Annotated in this window: 18 protein-coding genes and 1 pseudogene; 12 read left to right on the top strand and 7 right to left on the bottom strand. The window is 43.9% G+C overall.

The window, feature by feature from the left end; genetic code table 11:
• Window positions 1–31: 31 nt before the first annotated feature.
• Window positions 32–817: a sulfite exporter TauE/SafE family protein gene (locus B6A14_RS04245; RefSeq protein ID WP_087909227.1), complete on the top strand. Its 786-nt coding sequence runs from the start codon at window positions 32–34 to the stop codon at window positions 815–817.
• Window positions 818–819: 2 nt separating this feature from the next.
• On the opposite strand, the gene B6A14_RS04240 is transcribed toward B6A14_RS04245, so the two are convergent.
• Window positions 820–1,491 carry an alpha/beta hydrolase gene (locus tag B6A14_RS04240; RefSeq protein WP_087909226.1) on the bottom strand — a complete coding sequence of 224 codons (672 nt, stop codon included), beginning with the start codon at window positions 1,489–1,491 and terminating at the stop codon, window positions 820–822.
• Between the two features lie 213 nt (window positions 1,492–1,704).
• Entirely contained in the window at window positions 1,705–2,499 is a 795-nt protein-coding gene (locus B6A14_RS04235) for a bestrophin-like domain (protein WP_087909225.1), read from the bottom strand.
• Window positions 2,500–2,694: 195 nt separating this feature from the next.
• Between B6A14_RS04235 and gabD the strand changes: the two genes are divergently transcribed.
• Both gabD and B6A14_RS04225 read left to right on the top strand, forming a co-directional pair.
• Window positions 2,695–4,152, top strand: a complete 1,458-nt coding sequence (gene gabD, locus B6A14_RS04230) for an NADP-dependent succinate-semialdehyde dehydrogenase (RefSeq protein WP_201721476.1) — start codon at window positions 2,695–2,697, stop codon at window positions 4,150–4,152.
• Between the two features lie 40 nt (window positions 4,153–4,192).
• Window positions 4,193–4,888, top strand: coding sequence for a nitroreductase (locus tag B6A14_RS04225; RefSeq protein ID WP_087909223.1), 696 nt, complete (start codon window positions 4,193–4,195; stop codon window positions 4,886–4,888).
• Here the strand turns inward: B6A14_RS04225 and B6A14_RS04220 are convergent, their stop codons facing one another.
• Entirely contained in the window at window positions 4,889–5,233 is a 345-nt protein-coding gene (locus B6A14_RS04220; protein ID WP_087909222.1) for an HNH endonuclease, read from the bottom strand. It lies immediately after the preceding gene.
• 72 nt (window positions 5,234–5,305) lie between these two features.
• On the opposite strand from B6A14_RS04220, the gene B6A14_RS04215 reads away from it, so the two are divergent.
• Genes B6A14_RS04215 through B6A14_RS04205 form a run of 3 tightly spaced genes read left to right on the top strand, consistent with a single transcriptional unit; the run spans window position 5,306 to window position 7,268 of the window.
• Window positions 5,306–5,575, top strand: coding sequence for a TIGR03643 family protein (locus B6A14_RS04215; RefSeq protein WP_201721475.1), 270 nt, complete (start codon window positions 5,306–5,308; stop codon window positions 5,573–5,575).
• Window positions 5,572–7,107, top strand: coding sequence for a cryptochrome/photolyase family protein (locus B6A14_RS04210; protein WP_087909221.1), 1,536 nt, complete (start codon window positions 5,572–5,574; stop codon window positions 7,105–7,107). The genes B6A14_RS04215 and B6A14_RS04210 overlap by 4 nt, the downstream gene beginning before the upstream one ends.
• A 5-nt stretch (window positions 7,108–7,112) precedes the next feature.
• Window positions 7,113–7,268, top strand: coding sequence for a DUF2256 domain-containing protein (locus B6A14_RS04205; RefSeq protein ID WP_201721474.1), 156 nt, complete (start codon window positions 7,113–7,115; stop codon window positions 7,266–7,268).
• Here the strand turns inward: B6A14_RS04205 and B6A14_RS04200 are convergent.
• The 4 genes from B6A14_RS04200 to B6A14_RS04185 form a co-directional block, all read right to left on the bottom strand.
• Window positions 7,265–7,885, bottom strand: coding sequence for a cysteine dioxygenase family protein (locus B6A14_RS04200; RefSeq protein ID WP_087910274.1), 621 nt, complete (start codon window positions 7,883–7,885; stop codon window positions 7,265–7,267). The genes B6A14_RS04205 and B6A14_RS04200 overlap by 4 nt on opposite strands.
• Window positions 7,886–8,032: 147 nt before the next feature.
• On the bottom strand, window positions 8,033–8,875 hold the full coding sequence (locus B6A14_RS04195) for a DUF6671 family protein (protein ID WP_087909219.1): 843 nt from the start codon (window positions 8,873–8,875) through the stop codon (window positions 8,033–8,035).
• 12 nt (window positions 8,876–8,887) lie between these two features.
• Window positions 8,888–9,856: a sodium-dependent bicarbonate transport family permease gene (locus B6A14_RS04190; RefSeq protein WP_087909218.1), complete on the bottom strand. Its 969-nt coding sequence runs from the start codon at window positions 9,854–9,856 to the stop codon at window positions 8,888–8,890.
• A gap of 27 nt (window positions 9,857–9,883) precedes the next feature.
• Complete coding sequence (locus tag B6A14_RS04185; protein WP_087909217.1) at window positions 9,884–10,762, bottom strand: LysR family transcriptional regulator; 879 nt, start codon at window positions 10,760–10,762, stop codon at window positions 9,884–9,886.
• Window positions 10,763–10,886: 124 nt separating this feature from the next.
• Here B6A14_RS04185 and B6A14_RS10295 point away from each other — a divergent pair.
• The 6 genes and pseudogenes from B6A14_RS10295 to B6A14_RS04160 all read left to right on the top strand — a co-directional run.
• A pseudogene (locus B6A14_RS10295) lies at window positions 10,887–11,552 on the top strand (TerC family protein); the annotation flags it as partial.
• Between the two features lie 105 nt (window positions 11,553–11,657).
• Complete coding sequence (locus tag B6A14_RS10385; RefSeq protein ID WP_236635714.1) at window positions 11,658–12,167, top strand: universal stress protein; 510 nt, start codon at window positions 11,658–11,660, stop codon at window positions 12,165–12,167.
• 155 nt (window positions 12,168–12,322) lie between these two features.
• Window positions 12,323–12,658 (top strand): hypothetical protein, encoded by a 336-nt coding sequence (locus B6A14_RS04175; RefSeq protein WP_129560406.1) that lies wholly within the window; start codon window positions 12,323–12,325, stop codon window positions 12,656–12,658.
• A gap of 295 nt (window positions 12,659–12,953) precedes the next feature.
• Window positions 12,954–14,219, top strand: a complete 1,266-nt coding sequence (locus B6A14_RS04170) for a TolC family protein (RefSeq protein ID WP_161491106.1) — start codon at window positions 12,954–12,956, stop codon at window positions 14,217–14,219.
• Window positions 14,220–14,239: 20 nt separating this feature from the next.
• On the top strand, window positions 14,240–15,562 hold the full coding sequence (locus B6A14_RS04165; RefSeq protein WP_201721473.1) for an efflux RND transporter periplasmic adaptor subunit: 1,323 nt from the start codon (window positions 14,240–14,242) through the stop codon (window positions 15,560–15,562).
• 4 nt (window positions 15,563–15,566) lie between these two features.
• Window positions 15,567–17,964: efflux RND transporter permease subunit (locus B6A14_RS04160; RefSeq protein WP_087909212.1), on the top strand; the 2,398-nt coding region annotated here is incomplete at its 3' end.

Here is a 17,964-nt window from a genome sequence, read left to right as displayed (position 1 = left end):
TCGATCTCAATCAGCTTGCTAGCATTGCATGATGCTCGATGCCCTTATCCATCCAATCATTGAATCCTTCAATACACATTCACTCACATTTTTTATTTGCGCAATTGTGAGTGTGGTTGTGGTGGGAGTATCTAAGAGCGGCTTTGGTGCTGGCTTGGGAGTTCTTTCTTTGCCAGTCATGGCTAGTCAATCTAGTATTAATGAGGCTCTAGCCATTTTGCTACCACTAATGATTGCGATTGATTTGGTGGGCATGCAGCGCTTTTTGAAGAATGCTGATTGGCGAATTCTGAAACTCATTATTCCACCTGCATTTATTGGGATGCTACTGGGGATGATTTTTTTCACCATCATTACGCCTAAAGCCTTAACTCTTTTTGTAGGAATTTTTATTATGCTGTTTTTAATTCAGATGCTGGTGGCATCCCATTTTGATTTGCAGGAGGCTAAGCCCTATCCTTGGTTGGGTCGCTTGATGGGCCTAACTTCTGGATTTACTTCCTTTGTAGCCCACAATGGCGGGCCACCCATTACTATTTTTATGTTGCGCAAGAAATTATTGCCCATGGTGTACACCTCCACCTTAGGCGTGTTTTTCACCTTCATCAACTTTGGTAAATTAGGCCCCTACGCTTATTTGGATTTACTCAATTTTAAGCAGCTGGCAACATCAGTGATTCTTCTGCCGTGTGTACCAGTCGGTGTATATCTTGGGTTTTATCTGGCCAAGAAAATTTCCATCAAATGGTATTACCGTATCGTACAGTTCTTCTTACTTATAGCCAGTATCAAGCTGATTGCTGATGGTTTGATCTAGGCTTATTTAGAGCCAAGAACCTGCTGCAAGAAGCGTGAGATATCGGCCAGCTCTTCACGGTTCACTGAATGCTCCATTGGATATTCATTCCAATCCACCGAATACCCCATCTTTTCAAGCAGGGCATGAGAGGCTTGGGCACGGTCAAGCGCGACAATCGGATCATATTCACCATGAGCCATAAAGATAGGCGTGTTTTGGTTTGTTAAGTGCTTTTCAATAGGGAGGGTGACTGCCAGTGGTAGATATCCTGAGAGCGCAATAATGCCAGCTAGCTTATGCGGAAAGCGCAAGCCAGTTTGCAAGACCATTGCGCAACCTTGCGAAAAACCAGCCAAGACAATATTTTCATAAGCAATACCTCGACTGGCTTCATGCTCAATTAATTGAACAATCGATGCAGCCGATTTCTGAATACCAGCAGTATCTTCTTGATCCATCAGGTTTCGTCCAACAATGTCATACCAAGCTGGCATGACATAACCACCATTCACGGTGACGGGCATACTTGGCGCGCTCGGGAATATAAATCGAATACCAGGACAGCCGGACAAATTGAGTTCTGGAATGATCGGCACAAAGTCATTGCCATCAGCGCCAAGGCCATGCAGCCAAATAACAGCTGCTGTAGGGTTTGGGATGGTTTCTAGCTCGATGCAAGGTAGCAATGCCATAGGGTATCCGGTTGGTATGAGGTTCTTAATCTTAGAGATCAATAGGGTACCTCAAAAAGCTTTGACGTGGCTAATCCCAATTATTAAGCTAGCTCAAATGATGAGTTGATTGTTGAACCAACCCATTTCTCATTTGAATTTAATTGGGAGAACTGAGATATCGAGGTAAGCCATTCCAATCCCTTGGATTTAGATCACCATTATTTTCTTGCTTTAATAAATCCAAGAGATTTTAAGCAACCTCTCCAAGGGTTCTGGTCCGAGCGCCATCGGGCCCAAGAAAGGATGAATAAATAAAATTAAGAAGTACATAACCCCAACAATCGTGAGACCTAAAAATACTATCAAGATCACGTGCGTCTTAGCTGATTTCAGTTTAAATAGACACGAGAAGAATAGAAATACTAAAGAGCTGGAAATTAAGCCAATCCAGGCTGGAGGGGCAAGAGCGAAGCGAGCATTATAAATACGGCTGCGTCGAAGTTCTGCAGCTTCAGTTGCCAGCCTAAGCATTTGTTGATGAACATTAGACTGACCTGCGTTTTGAGGTTGCAGATGTATTGCATGATCTTCTATTTTTAATAATGCCTGATAAGCCTTAATGCTAAATTGATCTTTTTTTAGTAAGGGCCATTCCTCCTCAATCACAATATTGGTATAGTTTCTAATGGATTCCCTGCCTTGTTTTTCAACCTCCGGAGGAAATGCTGAATACAAACGATACATATTATTCAGAACGCCCGCCTCTTTGGTAATAGCATCGCTAACCCCGTTATAGTTCTGCCACACCAATACAGTGACAAATGCAAATACCAAGCTGTAAACAATACCCATGGCGTTATAGATAAAGCCAGCGTATTCAGAATCTTCACCAAAAAGAATTTTTGGAAATAATTTTTGAAAGATAAAAAAAACAATAAAACAAAGAGATAGCACTATAAAAGATATCTCAAGCCGAAGACCGATGGTTGAGGCATCCAGCAAATATCTCAGTAAGGGGAGATCCATAGTAATGCCTTCGCAATAAAAGTGACTAGATAAAGGGGCTGAAATACTGGATTACTAAGGCTATAGCCTAAACTATTTCGATAGAAAAAGAAAAGGTTTCAATAGTCTCTGAAGGGGTGATCAGAAAGAGTTAAGATTGCTTATTCCTTCTAAATGAAGAGCCTAATAAACAACCGATCATTGAGTGCAAAAGATATGAGTAAATTCGCTTTCCAATTTGAAAAAGCCTACATTAATGGCCAATGGGTAGATGCTGATAACAAAGCTACTATTGCCGTTACCAATCCCGCAACGGGAGAGCTCATTGGTACCGTTCCTAATATGGGGGCTACCGAAACTCGCAGAGCAATTGAGGCTGCAAATAAGGCTTTGCCTGGATGGCGTTCTAAAACCGCTAAAGAGCGTGCCCGAATCTTGCGTAACTGGTTTGATCTCATCATGAAGAACCAAGATGCCCTTGCTCAGTTGATGACTGCAGAGCAAGGGAAGCCTTTAGCTGAGAGTAAGGGTGAGATCGCATACGGTGCTTCCTTTATTGAATGGTTTGGTGAAGAAGCAAAGCGTCTTTATGGCGAAACTATTCCTGGCCATGCAAGCGATAAAAGATTGATCGTGATTAAGCAGGCCATTGGTGTTTGTGCTGCGATTACACCGTGGAACTTTCCATCTGCCATGATTACTCGTAAAGTCGGCCCCGCCTTAGCGGCCGGTTGTACGATTGTTTTGAAGCCCGCTAGTCAAACACCATTTAGCGCTCTAGCACTATGCCAATTGGCTGAAGAGGCTGGCATTCCGCCTGGAGTATTTTCTTGTGTAACAGGTTCTGCAACTGCTATTGGCGGTGAGCTTTCATCAAATCCGATTGTCAAAAAGCTCAGCTTTACTGGATCAACCGAAATTGGGAAGCTCTTACTAGCGCAATGTGCAACGACCGTAAAGAAAGTTTCTATGGAGTTGGGCGGTAATGCACCCTTCATTGTTTTCGATGATGCCGATATTGATTTAGCAGTGGCGGGCACCATTATTTCTAAATATAGAAATGCAGGGCAAACTTGTGTTTGCGCGAATCGCATCATGGTGCAAGACTCAATCTACGATATCTTTGTTGAAAAATTCGCTAAAGCAGTGAGCGCTCTTAAGGTTGGCAGCGGCGTTGAGGCAGGGACTGTGATTGGGCCATTGATTGACGAACGAGCACTTTTAAAAGTGGAAGAACAAGTCAACGACGCTGTTAAAAAAGGTGGCAAAGTAGTTCTTGGTGGTAAACGTCATGCCTTGGGCGGTTCCTTCTACGAGCCTACCGTGGTCTCTGGCGCTACTAGGGACATGCTGGCCTTCAGAGAGGAAACCTTTGGGCCATTGGCTCCAATTTTTAAGTTCTCTAGCGAGGCTGAAGCTATAGAAATGGCGAATGACACTCCATTTGGTTTGGCGGCCTACTTCTATAGTCAGAACATCGGCCGGATTTGGCGTGTAGCTGAAGCGCTGGAGTATGGCATGGTTGGCATTAATGAGGGTCTCATCAGCAATGAGGTAGCACCGTTTGGTGGCGTCAAAGAAAGCGGTCTTGGCCGCGAGGGGTCCCAGCATGGCATCGAAGATTACTTAGAGATGAAGTATCTTTGTATGGGTGGCATTAAAGCAGTGGAATAGAATACAAGCAATAAATAAAAATATACAGAAGAATTTAGAGATGAAGTCGTCGACAGTTGAAGATGCTATTACCTCACGCAAGTCCGTCAGGGCTTTCAATCAAGAGAGTGTTTCAAAAGAGGTCATCACTAAGCTTCTGAACATTTCGGCTAGAGCACCATCGGGCACTAATACTCAGCCTTGGAAGGCTTATGTATTAGAGGGTAATGCTCTTGTAGATTTATGTACAAAGGTATGCGCAGCATATGACAGTATTGCTGCTAACCCTGAACTAGAAAAAGAATATCAAGCTGGCTACGACTATTACCCCACTAAATGGTTTAGTCCCTATATCGACAGACGTCGTGAAAATGGCTGGAGCTTATATGGTCTTCTTGGAATTACCAAGGGCGATAAAGATAAGATGCATGCACAGCACCGTAAGAACTTTGAGGCCTTTGGCGCACCCATTTGTATCTTCTTTACCATTGATAAAGAATTGGGCAGAGGTTCCATGCTTGACTATGGCATGTTCTTGCAGAGCTTTATGGTGGCGGCTAGAGGTGAGGGTTTAGATACTTGCCCGCAAGCTGCCTGGAATCATTACTCCAAAATCATCTTACCGTTCATCGGTGCAAAAGAGAATGAGATGTTGGTATGCGGTATGGCACTTGGCCATGCTGATGAGACCGATATTGTGAATACCTTCCATACGCCTCGAGTTGCCGCTGAAGAATTTACTACTTGGCTTAAGTAATTAATTCTTGATACGAGCGCTCTTGCGAGTTCTTTCGTAAAAGTTATCTGGCTTTGACTTTACCCAAGTAATAAACTTATCCATCTCTGGGTGGCTCTTTAGAATTTCGGCAGTATTAAACTGCTGGGCTAATTCAGATTCAGTAAATAGAGCATGTATTTGTTTATGGCAGATGCGATGCAGATATTCTGTGGTTTTACCCCCTTTAGATTTTGGTACTAGGTGATGGGCGTCTTTTTGGGATTCCGGAATGAGTCTCTCGCAAATTGGACACACGAGTCTCTCCGCCTTATTGATAGGTCGGGGCTCAAGAGAGATTAGCTTTTTACGAACTTTGCCAAGCATAGGGTCTAATGTGGGTGCTTTTGAAGGTGAAGGGTTCCAGCCAGTTTAGTAAATAAGTCTTAAACTTGCAGGGTGACAAAATTTTCCAAAAATAATCTGACAGATGCAGATCTATCTCGCTTAATCGAAATGGCCTGGGAAGATCGCACGCCATTTGATGCCATTGAGAGCCAGTTTGGCCTATCTGAATCCGCAGTCATTGAGTTAATGCGCAGTCAATTAAAGCGTAGTTCCTTTAATTTATGGCGCAAGCGTGTCACCGGCAGGGTAACGAAGCATGTGGCTTTGAGGAGTAAGTTGGTTAATCGCGCACATTGCCCAACTCAATATAAACACAAATGAGTAAACCAAAGAGGCTGATATTGATTCTGGGAGATCAATTAGATCTCCAGAGCGCAGCGCTCCAAGATTTTAATTTCGAGACCGATGAAATCATCATGATTGAGTCGGTCAATGAAGCCCAATATGTGTGGTCTCATAAAGCCAAAATAGCCCTGTTTCTATCTGCCATGCGGCACTTTGCTAAAGCCCTCAAGGACCTTCAGTACCCGCTCGTCTATATTAAAGAATCAAGCCTATCGATTGCTGATACCTTAAAGGAGCGCATACAAAAACAAGGTACTCAGCAGCTGGTTTGTGTAGAGCCCGGAGAATATCGACTCAAAGTTGCCATTGAGAGGCTAAGCCAAGAGCTGGGTATTGATTTGGATATGCGTGAAGACAATCATTTTTACTGCACTCATCAAGAATTTACTCAGTGGGTAGCCAATAAAAAAGAGCTCAGGCTAGAATATTTTTATCGGCTCATGCGTAAGACTCATCAAATTTTGGTGGACGCTGATGGCAACCCTGAGGCCGGCCAATGGAATTTTGATCAGGACAATCGCAAGCCATACCCCAAGAAAGGTCCTGGTCTTATTGATAAGCCACTTTCTTTCACGCATGATGCGATTACCAAAGAGGTTCTTGATTTTGTCAGCAAGACCTACAAAGATCACCCTGGATCTTTAGACGCATTTGACTGGCCTGTGACTAGAGAGCAAGCTCTAGAGGCGCTAGATTATTTTGTTGAGTATCGCCTCAGAAACTTTGGTGTTTACCAAGATGCAATGTGGACTGATACCCCCTTTGGTTGGCACTCTATCCTCTCTAGTTCCATGAATCTGAAATTACTCAATCCCAGGGAAGTGGTGGATGCAGTACTGATCGCTTGGAAAAAGTATTCTTTAGACCTCGCTACGGTAGAGGGCTTCATTCGTCAAATACTGGGCTGGAGAGAGTTTGTGCGTGGCATGTATTGCTTGGATATGCCACAGATGGCGCAGGATAACCATTACAAGCACACAAACAAGCTACCAAGCTGGTATTGGAACGGGAAGACTAAGATGGCCTGCATGAAAGATGCCATTGGACAAACACTGCATTACGGTTACGCCCACCACATACAACGCTTAATGGTTACTGGAAACTTTGCATTATTGGCAGAAGTGCTTCCATCAGAGGTCTGCGATTGGTATCTAGCAATTTATGTAGATGCTATTGAGTGGGTTGAGCTTCCGAATACTGCAGGGATGGCCCTGTTTGCTAATGGGGGAAGGTTTACAAGTAAGCCATATATTGCGAGCGGCGCTTACATTAAGCGTATGAGTAACTACTGCAATGATTGTAAATACAAGCCTGATGTGCGTTTTGGGGAAAATGCTTGTCCAGTCACTACCCTGTATTGGAATTTCTTAATCAAACATCGGAATCAATTTGAAGCAAGTCCACGGACTAGGCTAATGACTGCAAATTTGAAAAGAATTAGCGATGAAGATCAACAATCAATCACTATTCATGCCAAAAAGATTCTCAATAATTTGGATGTAATCTAGGCGCGATGATGAAAACTAGTTTCAAGGGAAATAAAAGCTTCTTACCAAGTAAGCCCTGCATAGTTTGCAAGAAAGAGATGACTTGGAGGAAATCCTGGGCTAAGAACTGGGAATCCGTGAAATATTGTTCGGATGCCTGTAGACGCAAAAAGCCAGATTAAGTTAGGCTTGCTCTCACCTCGGCTGAGCGATCCCAAAGATTGGGCACTTGTTTAGAGGAGTATCCAGAAACAAATTGCTTAGGTTGGCCAGTTAGGGGGTCGTAGGTATGGCGCTTCACGGCGCCAATATTGGCTCCATATACATGAATGCTGATAGAGGTTTTGTCTGAAATAGCATTGCTCACCACATGAATATCACCGATAGTCGGACCAACCGCTTCAATTTCACCCTGACGTAAAATAGTTTCAGAACCATCGGTAACTAATTCACCTGAGGGCAATTGCTGATAGCGCTGCCCCTTTTCCATTCCTCTGAGCATGCCAATGAGTCCCCAGATACAGTGATCATGTATTGGTGTCTTTTGACCGGGACCCCATACAAAGCTCACCACAGAAAATCTTCCCAATGGATCTGCATGCAGTAAATACTGTTGATAAAACTCAGGGTGAGGAACGGTGCAAAATTCTGGGAGCCAGTCATCTGACTGAATCAGTGTTTTGAGTAACTCAGAGCCTTTAGAAATAAGATGGGCTTGCTCAGTTTCTTGAGAAACCAAATTCGTCATGCCGATCACAAATTCTCGCAGAGGTGCGATGGTATCCAGTTGATTACTCATATTTTCACTTTCCAAAAGCATCTATCGGTATTTTAATACCCCAGGGGTAGCCGATGGACTTAACTTCATCAAAGCCATAGGGCTGACAAAGCCTACATGCCGGTAAAGTCGATAAAACTTGAAGTGTAGTGGTCATTTACAGCAAATTCATGGATTGCAATGATGGCATTTTGAGGGGTCTGCAAAGCGTAGAACTTTCATGCCTTCGGTATCTTGATGGTCGCACTTGAGACACCCCCAAATTTTGGCAATCTCTTGCTCGGTAGGTAGTCCGCAGGCATTGCAGGGTAGCCCACGCTGAATATCTTTCACCCAGAATCCAGGCGCTTGACACTTAGGGCACAAGGACTTCATCTTCTGAGCGAGATCAATGGTGGCCTTGCGAATGTTTTCCATTCGAGTTGGGTTTGCAAAAGCACGAAGATCATTTTCAACATAGACAATGCCTTTGGATGACAGTGCTTTTGCCCACTCAAATGCATCCTTCAATTCAGGTAGGTCTTTAATGCCTTTTCTAGATTGGGGATGGTATTCGTCAGTAGGCTTGATCACTAAATAATGTGATGGGAAAAGCGCTGAATCAGTAAACTGCGATAACTCTTCCCAGTGACTAAAGTAGCCACTATCACTTTGAGCGGGTGCCCCAGAAAAGCCGGTGAGCTCTAAATCATTTTTCTGATCAATTAACACTACTAATTCATTATTCCAAGATAGGATTCCTGCGTAGGGATCATTCACAAAGGCGCCTTCGTTTGCAATTCCTAGATCGAGATTAAGTAGCTCCATGCCGAGCTTCGCTTTTTTACGAGCTGCGTCTAGTTGTGATCCATATCTGGGGATTTCTTGGGTGAAGGTACCCAATAAATCTGTGTCATAAGCATCAGTTTGCTTTACTTGGCACCCAAGTTCCGCATCCAATACAGAAGAAATGACTACTTCCTTCCCATGCTTGGTTAACAAGCTAGCCGATCTATTGCGAAAGATACTCATCAAACTATGGCTTTACAAAAATAGTTTGGCAATCACGGTGTACAGCGGAATGCCAAGAATGATATTGAACGGAAAGGTGATGCCTAGAGACATTCCCATATAGAGCCCTGGGTTCACCTCCGGTAAGGCATGACGTAATACTGCAGGTACTGCAATATAGGATGCACTTGAGGCAAGCACCATGAGCAAAATAGTATTGCCTAATGGCAGTCCAATCAATTTACAAAGTACTAAAGCGAGTAATGCATGGGAGAGGGGTGACCCGATGGCATAGAGGAGAGTGATAGGAGGTTTGCCTCTTAAGCCTTTGATATTTCTCGCTGCCATCAAACCCATATCTAATAAGAAAAATGCCAGCATGCCTTTAAATAAATCAATCGAAAAAGGCGCCATGAGTTTTTGACCAGCATCACCACTGACTAGAGCTACTACCATCGAGCCTAGAAGAAGTAGCTGCGCGCCATCGGTAAAGGACTCATGCAATATTTTGGAAATGCTGGAGGCTTCTTGTTTTACCGTTGGGTCATTTGACTGGGATGCACGTGCTTTATTGGCTAACACAATTGCCAGAATGATTGCTGGCGACTCCATGAGCGCCATAGCAGCAGCCATATGACCACCATAATCAATATTAAATTGATCCAAATACTGAGTGGCAGTAATAAACGTAACGGCACTAACTGATCCATAAGTAGCAGCAATTGCTGCAGCATCAAATACATTTAAGGTTCTTCTCAGTAAAAGATATCCAATAATTGGAATGATGATCGCCAGAAAAATGGCTAGCCCTAATGAGAAGGCGATCTCACTAGTAAAGCCCGACTTATGTAGAGCAAAGCCGCCTTTTAAGCCCAGGGCCATCAGCAAGTAAAGCGACAAGAATCGAGAGATTTGCGGAGGTATTTCGAGATTAGATTTAACGCTGCCAGCAAATACGCCAAAGATAAAAAATAGAATGGCGGGATCAAGAAAGTTGGTCATCAATTTACTTTAGACGGCGATCACAGGTTATTGCTTAATAATGGCTTGTACAAGTGGGTGCTGAATTTTCTTCTCGGATCGGATTGCGTAGAAGTATTCATAAATCTCCTCACAGTCCCCTAGGAGCTCCATTCCATAGGTTTCCTTGAGATCTTTCTCAACCAGTTTGCCCGCTGGGAAAACTCCCAGGCCGCTTGCTGCAAAGGTTTTAAGTAGGGCGCTATCCTCAAACTCGCCAACGATATTAGGGGTAATGCCATGCTTGCTAAACCATTGGTCAATCAAGAGGCGAACTGTAGAGTGCGATGTTGGAAGAAGTACCGGTAACTCTCTAAGGCATTCAGGAAAATTTCTTTTAGATTTTTTCACAAATTGTTTTGGGCTGAACCAAGCCATTGACGTTCTCGTAAGCTCTTCACTATAGACATTCAGATTTTTATTATTTGGTGCGGGGCGGTCTGCCAAGATAATATCTAGACGATGTAACGCTAAATCTGCCAACAAGCTTTCAAAATCACCTTCATGAGCAATAAGCTGCACATCTTTGTGTTTTAAGATCGGCTCTAATAGTTGTCGGGTAATGAGTTTTGGTAGGCCATCTGAAACACCAATAATAATTTTTGTTTTTGGGGAGAGGGCTGCATCTCGTACTGCCTCTGGTAGCTTTTCTCCGATAGAAAAAATCTGATCAGCAATTTCTAGGGCGGCAAAGCCGGATTCTGTGAGAGCAATCCCGCGTCCAGCGGGTTTAAAGAGCAAATATCCCAGTGATTTTTCTAGCTCGTGCACTTGAGCGCTAATAGTTTGAATAGCCATATCCAGGCGCTCTGCTGCCTTGGACATGCTGCCTTCTTTTGCTACTACCCAGAAGTAGTAGAGGTGCCGGTAGTTATAAGAATTTGTCATAGTCAGGTTTTTCCGAAATTATTATCAATATATATCTGCTTTTAGCTTAGTGCAAATACGCCTAAATTAACCCCATCGAGAGCCATGGCATTCATGTGCTCCTTTTACGAACGAGGTTATTAAATTGGAACTATTTAGCCCTGAATTTTTTTCGGCACTACTTGCAATCATTGTGATTGACTTGGTTTTAGCTGGTGACAACGCAATTGTGATTGCGATGGCCGCCAGAAATTTGCCGGCACACCTACAGAAGAAGGCCATTATCTGGGGTGCGGTAGGCGCTATTGCAGTAAGAAGTGCAATGACGCTGGTAGTTGTTTATCTTTTAAAGATCCCAGGATTAATGCTCATTGGCGGTCTATTACTAGTATGGATTGCTTATAAATTACTCAATCCTGCCCAAGATGGTGATGGTGAGAAGGATCATGCATCAACCAGTTTTTGGGGTGCAATGAAAACCATTGTGATTGCTGATGCTGTAATGGGTTTAGATAACGTTTTAGCTGTAGCAGGCGCTTCTCATGGAAGTTATCTACTAGTCGTATTAGGTCTATTAATTAGCATTCCTATTGTGATTTGGGGTTCTACTCAAATTCTGAAGTTGGTAGAGCGTTATCCATCGGTCACTTATGTAGGCGCTGGCGTGTTGGCTTGGACAGCTGCAAAGATGATGACTGCCGAGCCGATAGTTCGCGAATTACCCTTGTTCCAAAATCCAGCATTTGACTATGCGATACAGGCACTAGTCATTCTAGGTGTGTTGTTTGGTGGATTTATTAATAGTCGGCGCTCGCTTGAAGAGATTATTGCGCCAGCTGAAGTTGTTCCTGTTGTACCTGAAGCGCTGTTCAAAAAGCAGTCCCAAAAGCAGTCCCTTATCTTAGGAGATGAAGTAATGAATAAAGTTCTCATTCCAGTTGATGATTCAAGCAATACCTTGTTAGCCCTTAAACACGCAGTCAGTGCATATGGAAAGGATTCCAAGACTGAGTTTCACATTTGTAATGTACAGCCCAGAATTTACCGCCACATTGGTAAGTTCTTAAGTAAAAAAACGATTTCTGAGTGGCAAGAAGAACGTGCAAAGTTGGCTGCACAGTCTGCTGCAGAGTATCTTGAAAGAGCTGGAGTAGGTTTCTCCTTTACTTATGTTACCGGTGACAAGGGTGAGGCCTTACGTGATGAGGCAGTACGACTAGGCTGCAGCCGAATTGTTATCGGCTCATCTAAGAAAAACTCCCTGAGCAGATTGTTTGAAAATTCTGCGACCGCTAAATTGCTAGAAATCAGTGATATTCCGGTTGAGGTCGTTACTGGCAAATCCATTCCGACACTTGAGCGTTGGGGTATTCCAGCGATCGGTGCAGGTGCAGCAACTGCATTAATGGCTGCCGTAATAGATTAATTTTATTTTTCCCGCTGTTCTCTCTTTTGCCCTCCTCGTGAGGGCGTTTTTTTGTCTAGATATTCAGATAAAAGCAGAATAAATATCAATAAAACTCTGCTTTATTAAGAATAAAGCGTTCTTTATATTAAGAGCTCAATCAACTCAGGAGATTAATGATGGATGTCATACTAGACAGTAAAGACGGCATTGAAGCAGAACTTAAAACCTTTACTGAGAATCGCGCGAAGTTTTCTCTTAAGCGCCTGGTTTGGTTGGTCCGAAAAATCAAAGTGAAATACTCTTTGGTGACCAACGCAAAATCCAGTTGTAACCAAAATTGCCGCATCGAGCTGCAAACCTTTGATCATCGCTTGATTGAGGTCAGCATTACTGCCAGAGATCGCCGTGCTACCCCAGAGATGGGCTTGAAAAAAGTCTACAAGCACATTCAGAGGGCATTGAATAAGACCCAAAAATATGGACGAATATCTCAATATGTCTATGCTTGATCAAGCATCCTATTTTTTAATAGAACTGTGATCTAATTAGGCAGATAAACGGGGAGTAGCCTGCCCAGCAATGGGTCCTATATATCGACATTACGACTGCAAGGTCCGGTATATGGGTAATTTACTAAGGCAAGACCATTTAACTTATGTAAATGGCCAAATTTTGAACTTTTTACCCCAATTGATAGTCACTAGCGCTTTTTATCGTCTGTTTGCCCCAAATTGGGGACGTCTCCTTGTGCTTCTAGCAGAGGGGTTGGATAATTCATCTTTAAATTCATCACAAGTTGATCGCATGAGGTTGTACCGTTGGCTTCTATTTGTATTCGCTAGTACTTTATTGCTTGCTAGTGCCTCTGCGCAGACCAAGAAGTCCTATACGATCAACGACTTGATTTCAATATCGCTGGAGTCTAGCCCTCAAGTCTTGGCAGCACGCGATCAGTCAAAAGCTATTAAGGGTCAGCTATCAACCGCTCGGGCGGTTCCGAATCCAGAGTTTGAGTTGAGCACAGGTCAGCAGCGGTCAGCAACTGGTCCATTGACGGTTGGGAATGTATCTTCTTGGGCCGTAACGCAGCCATTAGATATGCCATACACCCGTTATCCCAGAGTCAATGCGGCCGAGGCTAATTTACGGGCAGCTGAGGCAACTCGTGTTGCCTTTGAAATTGAAACTATTTCAAGAGTGCAGCAACGTTTTTACGAGTTAATGCGCCGTGAAGCAGAATCTAGGGCGACAGAAGAAGATATGAGTTTAACCAAGCAGATTCGTGATCGTATGCAGATCCGTTATGACGTTGGTGAAACTGCAAGGTTTGAATTAATTCGAGTGCAAACCGAATTTCTGAATGCGCAAATCGCCAACGAGTCTAGCAAGCTCAGGGTAGAGCAAGCACGCAGTCAACTTCGCCAGGTGGTAGGCCATAATTTACCGGCTGATTATGAAGTAGTAGCCGAGCAACCCAAGATCGAAACCTTACCGCCCTTGTCTACATTGCTGAACGAAGTCCAAGCGCAAAGCCCTGAATTGCAAAAAGCAAAGGCTGAGGTTGAGGCAACCGAATCAAAATTAAGTTTTGAAAAGAATTCTCGCTTGCCCCGTTTAGCTTTCAAGGCTTCTCAATACAACGATCCTAACTTCACCGATCGACTATATGGTTTGCAAATTAGCATCCCCATCTGGGACTTTAAGGGTGGTCAAATTGATGAGGCGCAAGCAAATGCATCTAAGGCAAAGAACCAATTAAATGCTCAGATTCAAAGTCTGGACCAGCAACTAGAGACGGCTTATAAGCTTTATCAAATGACTAGTTATCAAGTTAAGGTGCTGAGCCAAGAGGTTGTGCAATTAGCGGCGAGTGCGCAACGTATTGCAGAAGTCTCCTATCGCTATGGAGAGCGGGGCATGCTGGAGTATTTGGATGCCCAGAGGACGTTTCGTGCTGCGAGAAATGATTTGATCAAAGCCCGTTTTGATTTGGCATCGGTAGTAACGGAAATTCAGAGATTAAGAGCTAGCCCAGAGTGGTTGGCGAAGATAGAAAGTGGAATGCAATGAAGCAAGAGCTATCAGCAATAATGAAGCAGCTAACACTCTGGAAGAGATTTCTGATTGGAAAGATTAAATTCCTTCAGAGAGAATTCTTTGGGCAGGTTCTTCAGGCGCAAAATCAACTATATCAGCATGCGCATCAGTGGATCTTAGAACATGCGCCAGCTATTAGTGGGCGTTACGATAAAACTGCGCCATGGTTTAAAAAGGGAATGTTTTATTTGCCCTGGTTTTGCGCATTCATCATCATTCTGAATTATTTCAATGTGTTTGATAGAAGTCCAAGCATTAAATCCGTGCAAGATCCTAACGTGGTTGTCGTTAACGAAGATTTGCGCAAAATGATGGTAGATGGCAAAGCTCAGATATCCCCATTTGTAGAGGAATTGCGTGCTTCAGGGCGAGTTGATTTTAATGAGCTCTTCTTATCTCGCATTGGGGCTAACGTTACTGGCCGAGTCTCAGACATTTTGGCCATCCCTGGCCAAATGGTGAAGCAAGGTGATGTGTTGGCGAAAATTACCTCTACTGAATTAACGCAATCACAACTCTCATACCTCAAAGCAAAGAGCGCAAGTCAATTGGCCGATCAAGCAGCTAATCGTGCCAAAATTTTGTACAAAGAGGATGTCATCGCTCTTGCAGAATTACAAAGGCGTGAGGCTGAGTCGAATAGTGCTAAGGCAGAGTTTCGTGCCGCCAATGATCAGTTGCGTGTACAGGGAATGGATCAGGCAAGCATCGACAAGCTAGCAAAATCAGGCGTGATAGAGTCAATCAATAATGTCGTTGCTACTATCCCCGGTGAGATTGTCGAGCGCAAGATCAACAAAGGGCAGGTTGTACAACCTGCAGATGCATTATTTACTGTGGCTGATTTAAGTTCTTTATGGGCGATCTCGGAAGTTCCTGAGAGTAACTCGTATTTAATTCGTAAGGGTCAAAAAGCATCACTCATTATTCCAGCGTTGCGTAATCAAGAAATTGAAGGAACGGTTGCTCATGTGGATTCCATTGTTAACCCACAAACTCGTACAGTGGTAGTGCGCATGGAGCTCGCTAATAAAGAGGGGCAAATCAAGCCTGGCATGTTGGCAACAATGTTGATTGAAAGCCAGCCGTTGGATAAGCTGGTTGTGCCTGTCGGTGCTGTAGTTCGTGAGGATAACCATGATCACGTTTTTGTCAGATTAGACGATGACCTCTATCGTATGGTGCAGGTAAAGCTCGGCCCTGAGGGTAAAGGCTTTCGCCCTGTCATTTCTGGCCTCAAAGAGGGTCAAGAAATTGCTATCGAAGGCGCCTATCACTTAAACACGGAACGTAAGCGTCAGCTTAGCGGTGGATGAGTAAATGATTGGAAGAATAGTCCGCCTCTCTCTACAGCAGCGCCTGCTGGTAGTCATTATTGCCATTGTGTTGATGGTGGCAGGACTGCTGGCTACCAAACGCTTATCAGTTGATGCGTTTCCGGATGTAACAAACGTCCAAGTACAAATTGCTGCCGAGGCTCCGGGTAAATCCCCGGAAGAAGTAGAACGCTTTGTCACCATTCCGATTGAATTGGGGATGACCGGTTTGCCTGGTTTGACAGAAATGCGTTCATTAAACCGCAATGGTATTTCTGTAATTACCTTAGTGTTTACTGAAAAGACGGATATTTATTTTGCACGTCAATTGGTTACCGAGAGATTGATTGAGGTTGCCTCAAAGATGCCGCCAGGGATTACTCCGGTCTTGGCACCTCCATCTACGGGTTTGGGTGAGATCTATCAATACACTCTAGATCACCCTTCGGATCGACACAGAGAACTTTCAGTTGATGACTTATCAGATAGGCGTGCCGTACAGGATTGGATCGTGCGTCCCATGTTGCGTTCTATCCCAGGTGTTGCAGAGATTAATACTCAGGGTGGTTATGCAAGAGAGTATCAGGTGCTCGTGAATCCTGAGCGTTTACGTCATTACCAAATTAGTCTACAGGAAGTCTATCAAGCGCTCGCAAGAAATAATGCAAACTCTGGCGGCGGTCAACTGCCTAGCTATGCTGAGCGCTATCTCATCCGTGGTTTGGGCTTAATTACCAAGCCTGAAGACATTGGCAAAATTATTCTGAAAGAAGTAAAGGGTATCCCGGTCTACGTGAAGAACGTAGCTGAAGTCACCATCGGTAGCGAAATCCGCCAAGGTGCTGCGATTAAGAATGGTTATACCGAGAGCGTTGCCGGTATTGTGCAAATGATTCGTGGGGGTAATGCTCGGGAAGTAGTCAATCGCATTAAGCTCAAGGTTGCAGAGATTAATGAAGGTAAATTGCTGCCGGATGGCTTGCAAATCGTACCTTTCTATGATCGAACTGATTTAGTCAATGCCGCCATGTTTAACGTGGCTAAGGTTCTGGTCGAGGGCGTCATTCTCGTCGTCATTTTGTTGTTCTTATTTTTAGGAGATGTTCGTTCATCCCTGATTGTAGTTGCTACTTTATTGCTCACGCCACTACTTACATTCTTGGTAATGAATCGTTACGGAATTTCTGCAAACTTGATGTCATTGGGTGGTCTGGCTATTGCGATTGGCATCATGGTCGACGGCTCAGTGGTTGTGGTTGAGAACACTTTTGCAAAATTGGGTGAGCGCCTCAAGTCTGGCGAATCAAAGAACAGAATTATTTTAGAAGCGGCATCTGAAGTAGGTACGCCAGTGCTATTTGGTGTTGGCATCATCATCTTGGTCTTTATGCCATTGCTATCTTTAGAGGGCATGGAAGGCAAGATGTTTGCACCAATGGCAATTACGATTGCGATTGCTTTAGCTATCTCTCTGATTTTGTCATTTACTTTATCGCCAGTACTTTGCTCTTATATATTGAAGGGCGGCAGCGAAGATGACACCAAGATTGTTAAAAAACTGCGAGCACCGTATGAGCGTTGGTTGCATTGGAGCTTGGCAAATCCTAAGTTAGTGGTAAAGCGCTCCTTAATTGCATTGGGTATCAGCCTAGTAGGCTTTGTTCTCTTAGGTAAGGCCTTTATTCCGGTAATGCAAGAGGGTTCCATTACACCGGTGATTGTGAGGGCACCTAATATCTCTCTCGATGAATCGATTAAGTTGGAATTCGAGGCGATTAAACGCATCATGACTATTCCCGGCGTAGAGATGGCTGTATCTCGCTTAGGTAAAGGTGAATCTCCTGCTGATCCAGGGCAGCCGAATGAGTCAGATCCCATCGTCACGCTAAAGCCCCTGGGAGATAGAGACTTAAGCCAAGAAGAAATTGCGCAACAAATTCGAGAAAAGCTGAAAACACTGCCAGGCATTGAGTTGGCAATTTCTCAGCCGATTGCTGCGCGTGTAGATGAGATGGTTTCTGGTGTGCGCTCACAAGTTGCGGTGAAGATTTTTGGCGAGGATCTAGCCGTTTTGCAAAAGCTGGGCTCACAGATTGGTCAAATCTTAACCAAGATGAAGGGTAGCAATGACTTGCGCATAGAGCAAGCTTCTGGTCAGAACTACCTCAATATCAAAATTGATCGCGATGCCATTGCGCGCTATGGCATTAATGTTTCTGATGTTAACGAAGTGATTGAAACGGCTATTGGCGGCAAGCAAGCCAGTATTGTTTACGAAGGGGAGAGACGCTTTCCTTTGGTACTCCGCTATCCTAGCCCTTATAGAAATAATATTGATGCAATTGAGAATATTATTTTGCATTCACCCAATGGCGCTCAGGTGTTGATGCGAGATTTAGCTG

Source organism: Polynucleobacter hirudinilacicola (assembly GCF_002192535.1).
In the GTDB taxonomy this organism is placed as follows: domain Bacteria; phylum Pseudomonadota; class Gammaproteobacteria; order Burkholderiales; family Burkholderiaceae; genus Polynucleobacter; species Polynucleobacter hirudinilacicola.
Note: the sequence above shows the minus strand (reverse complement) of the source record. Positions and strands in the feature narration are given on the sequence as shown.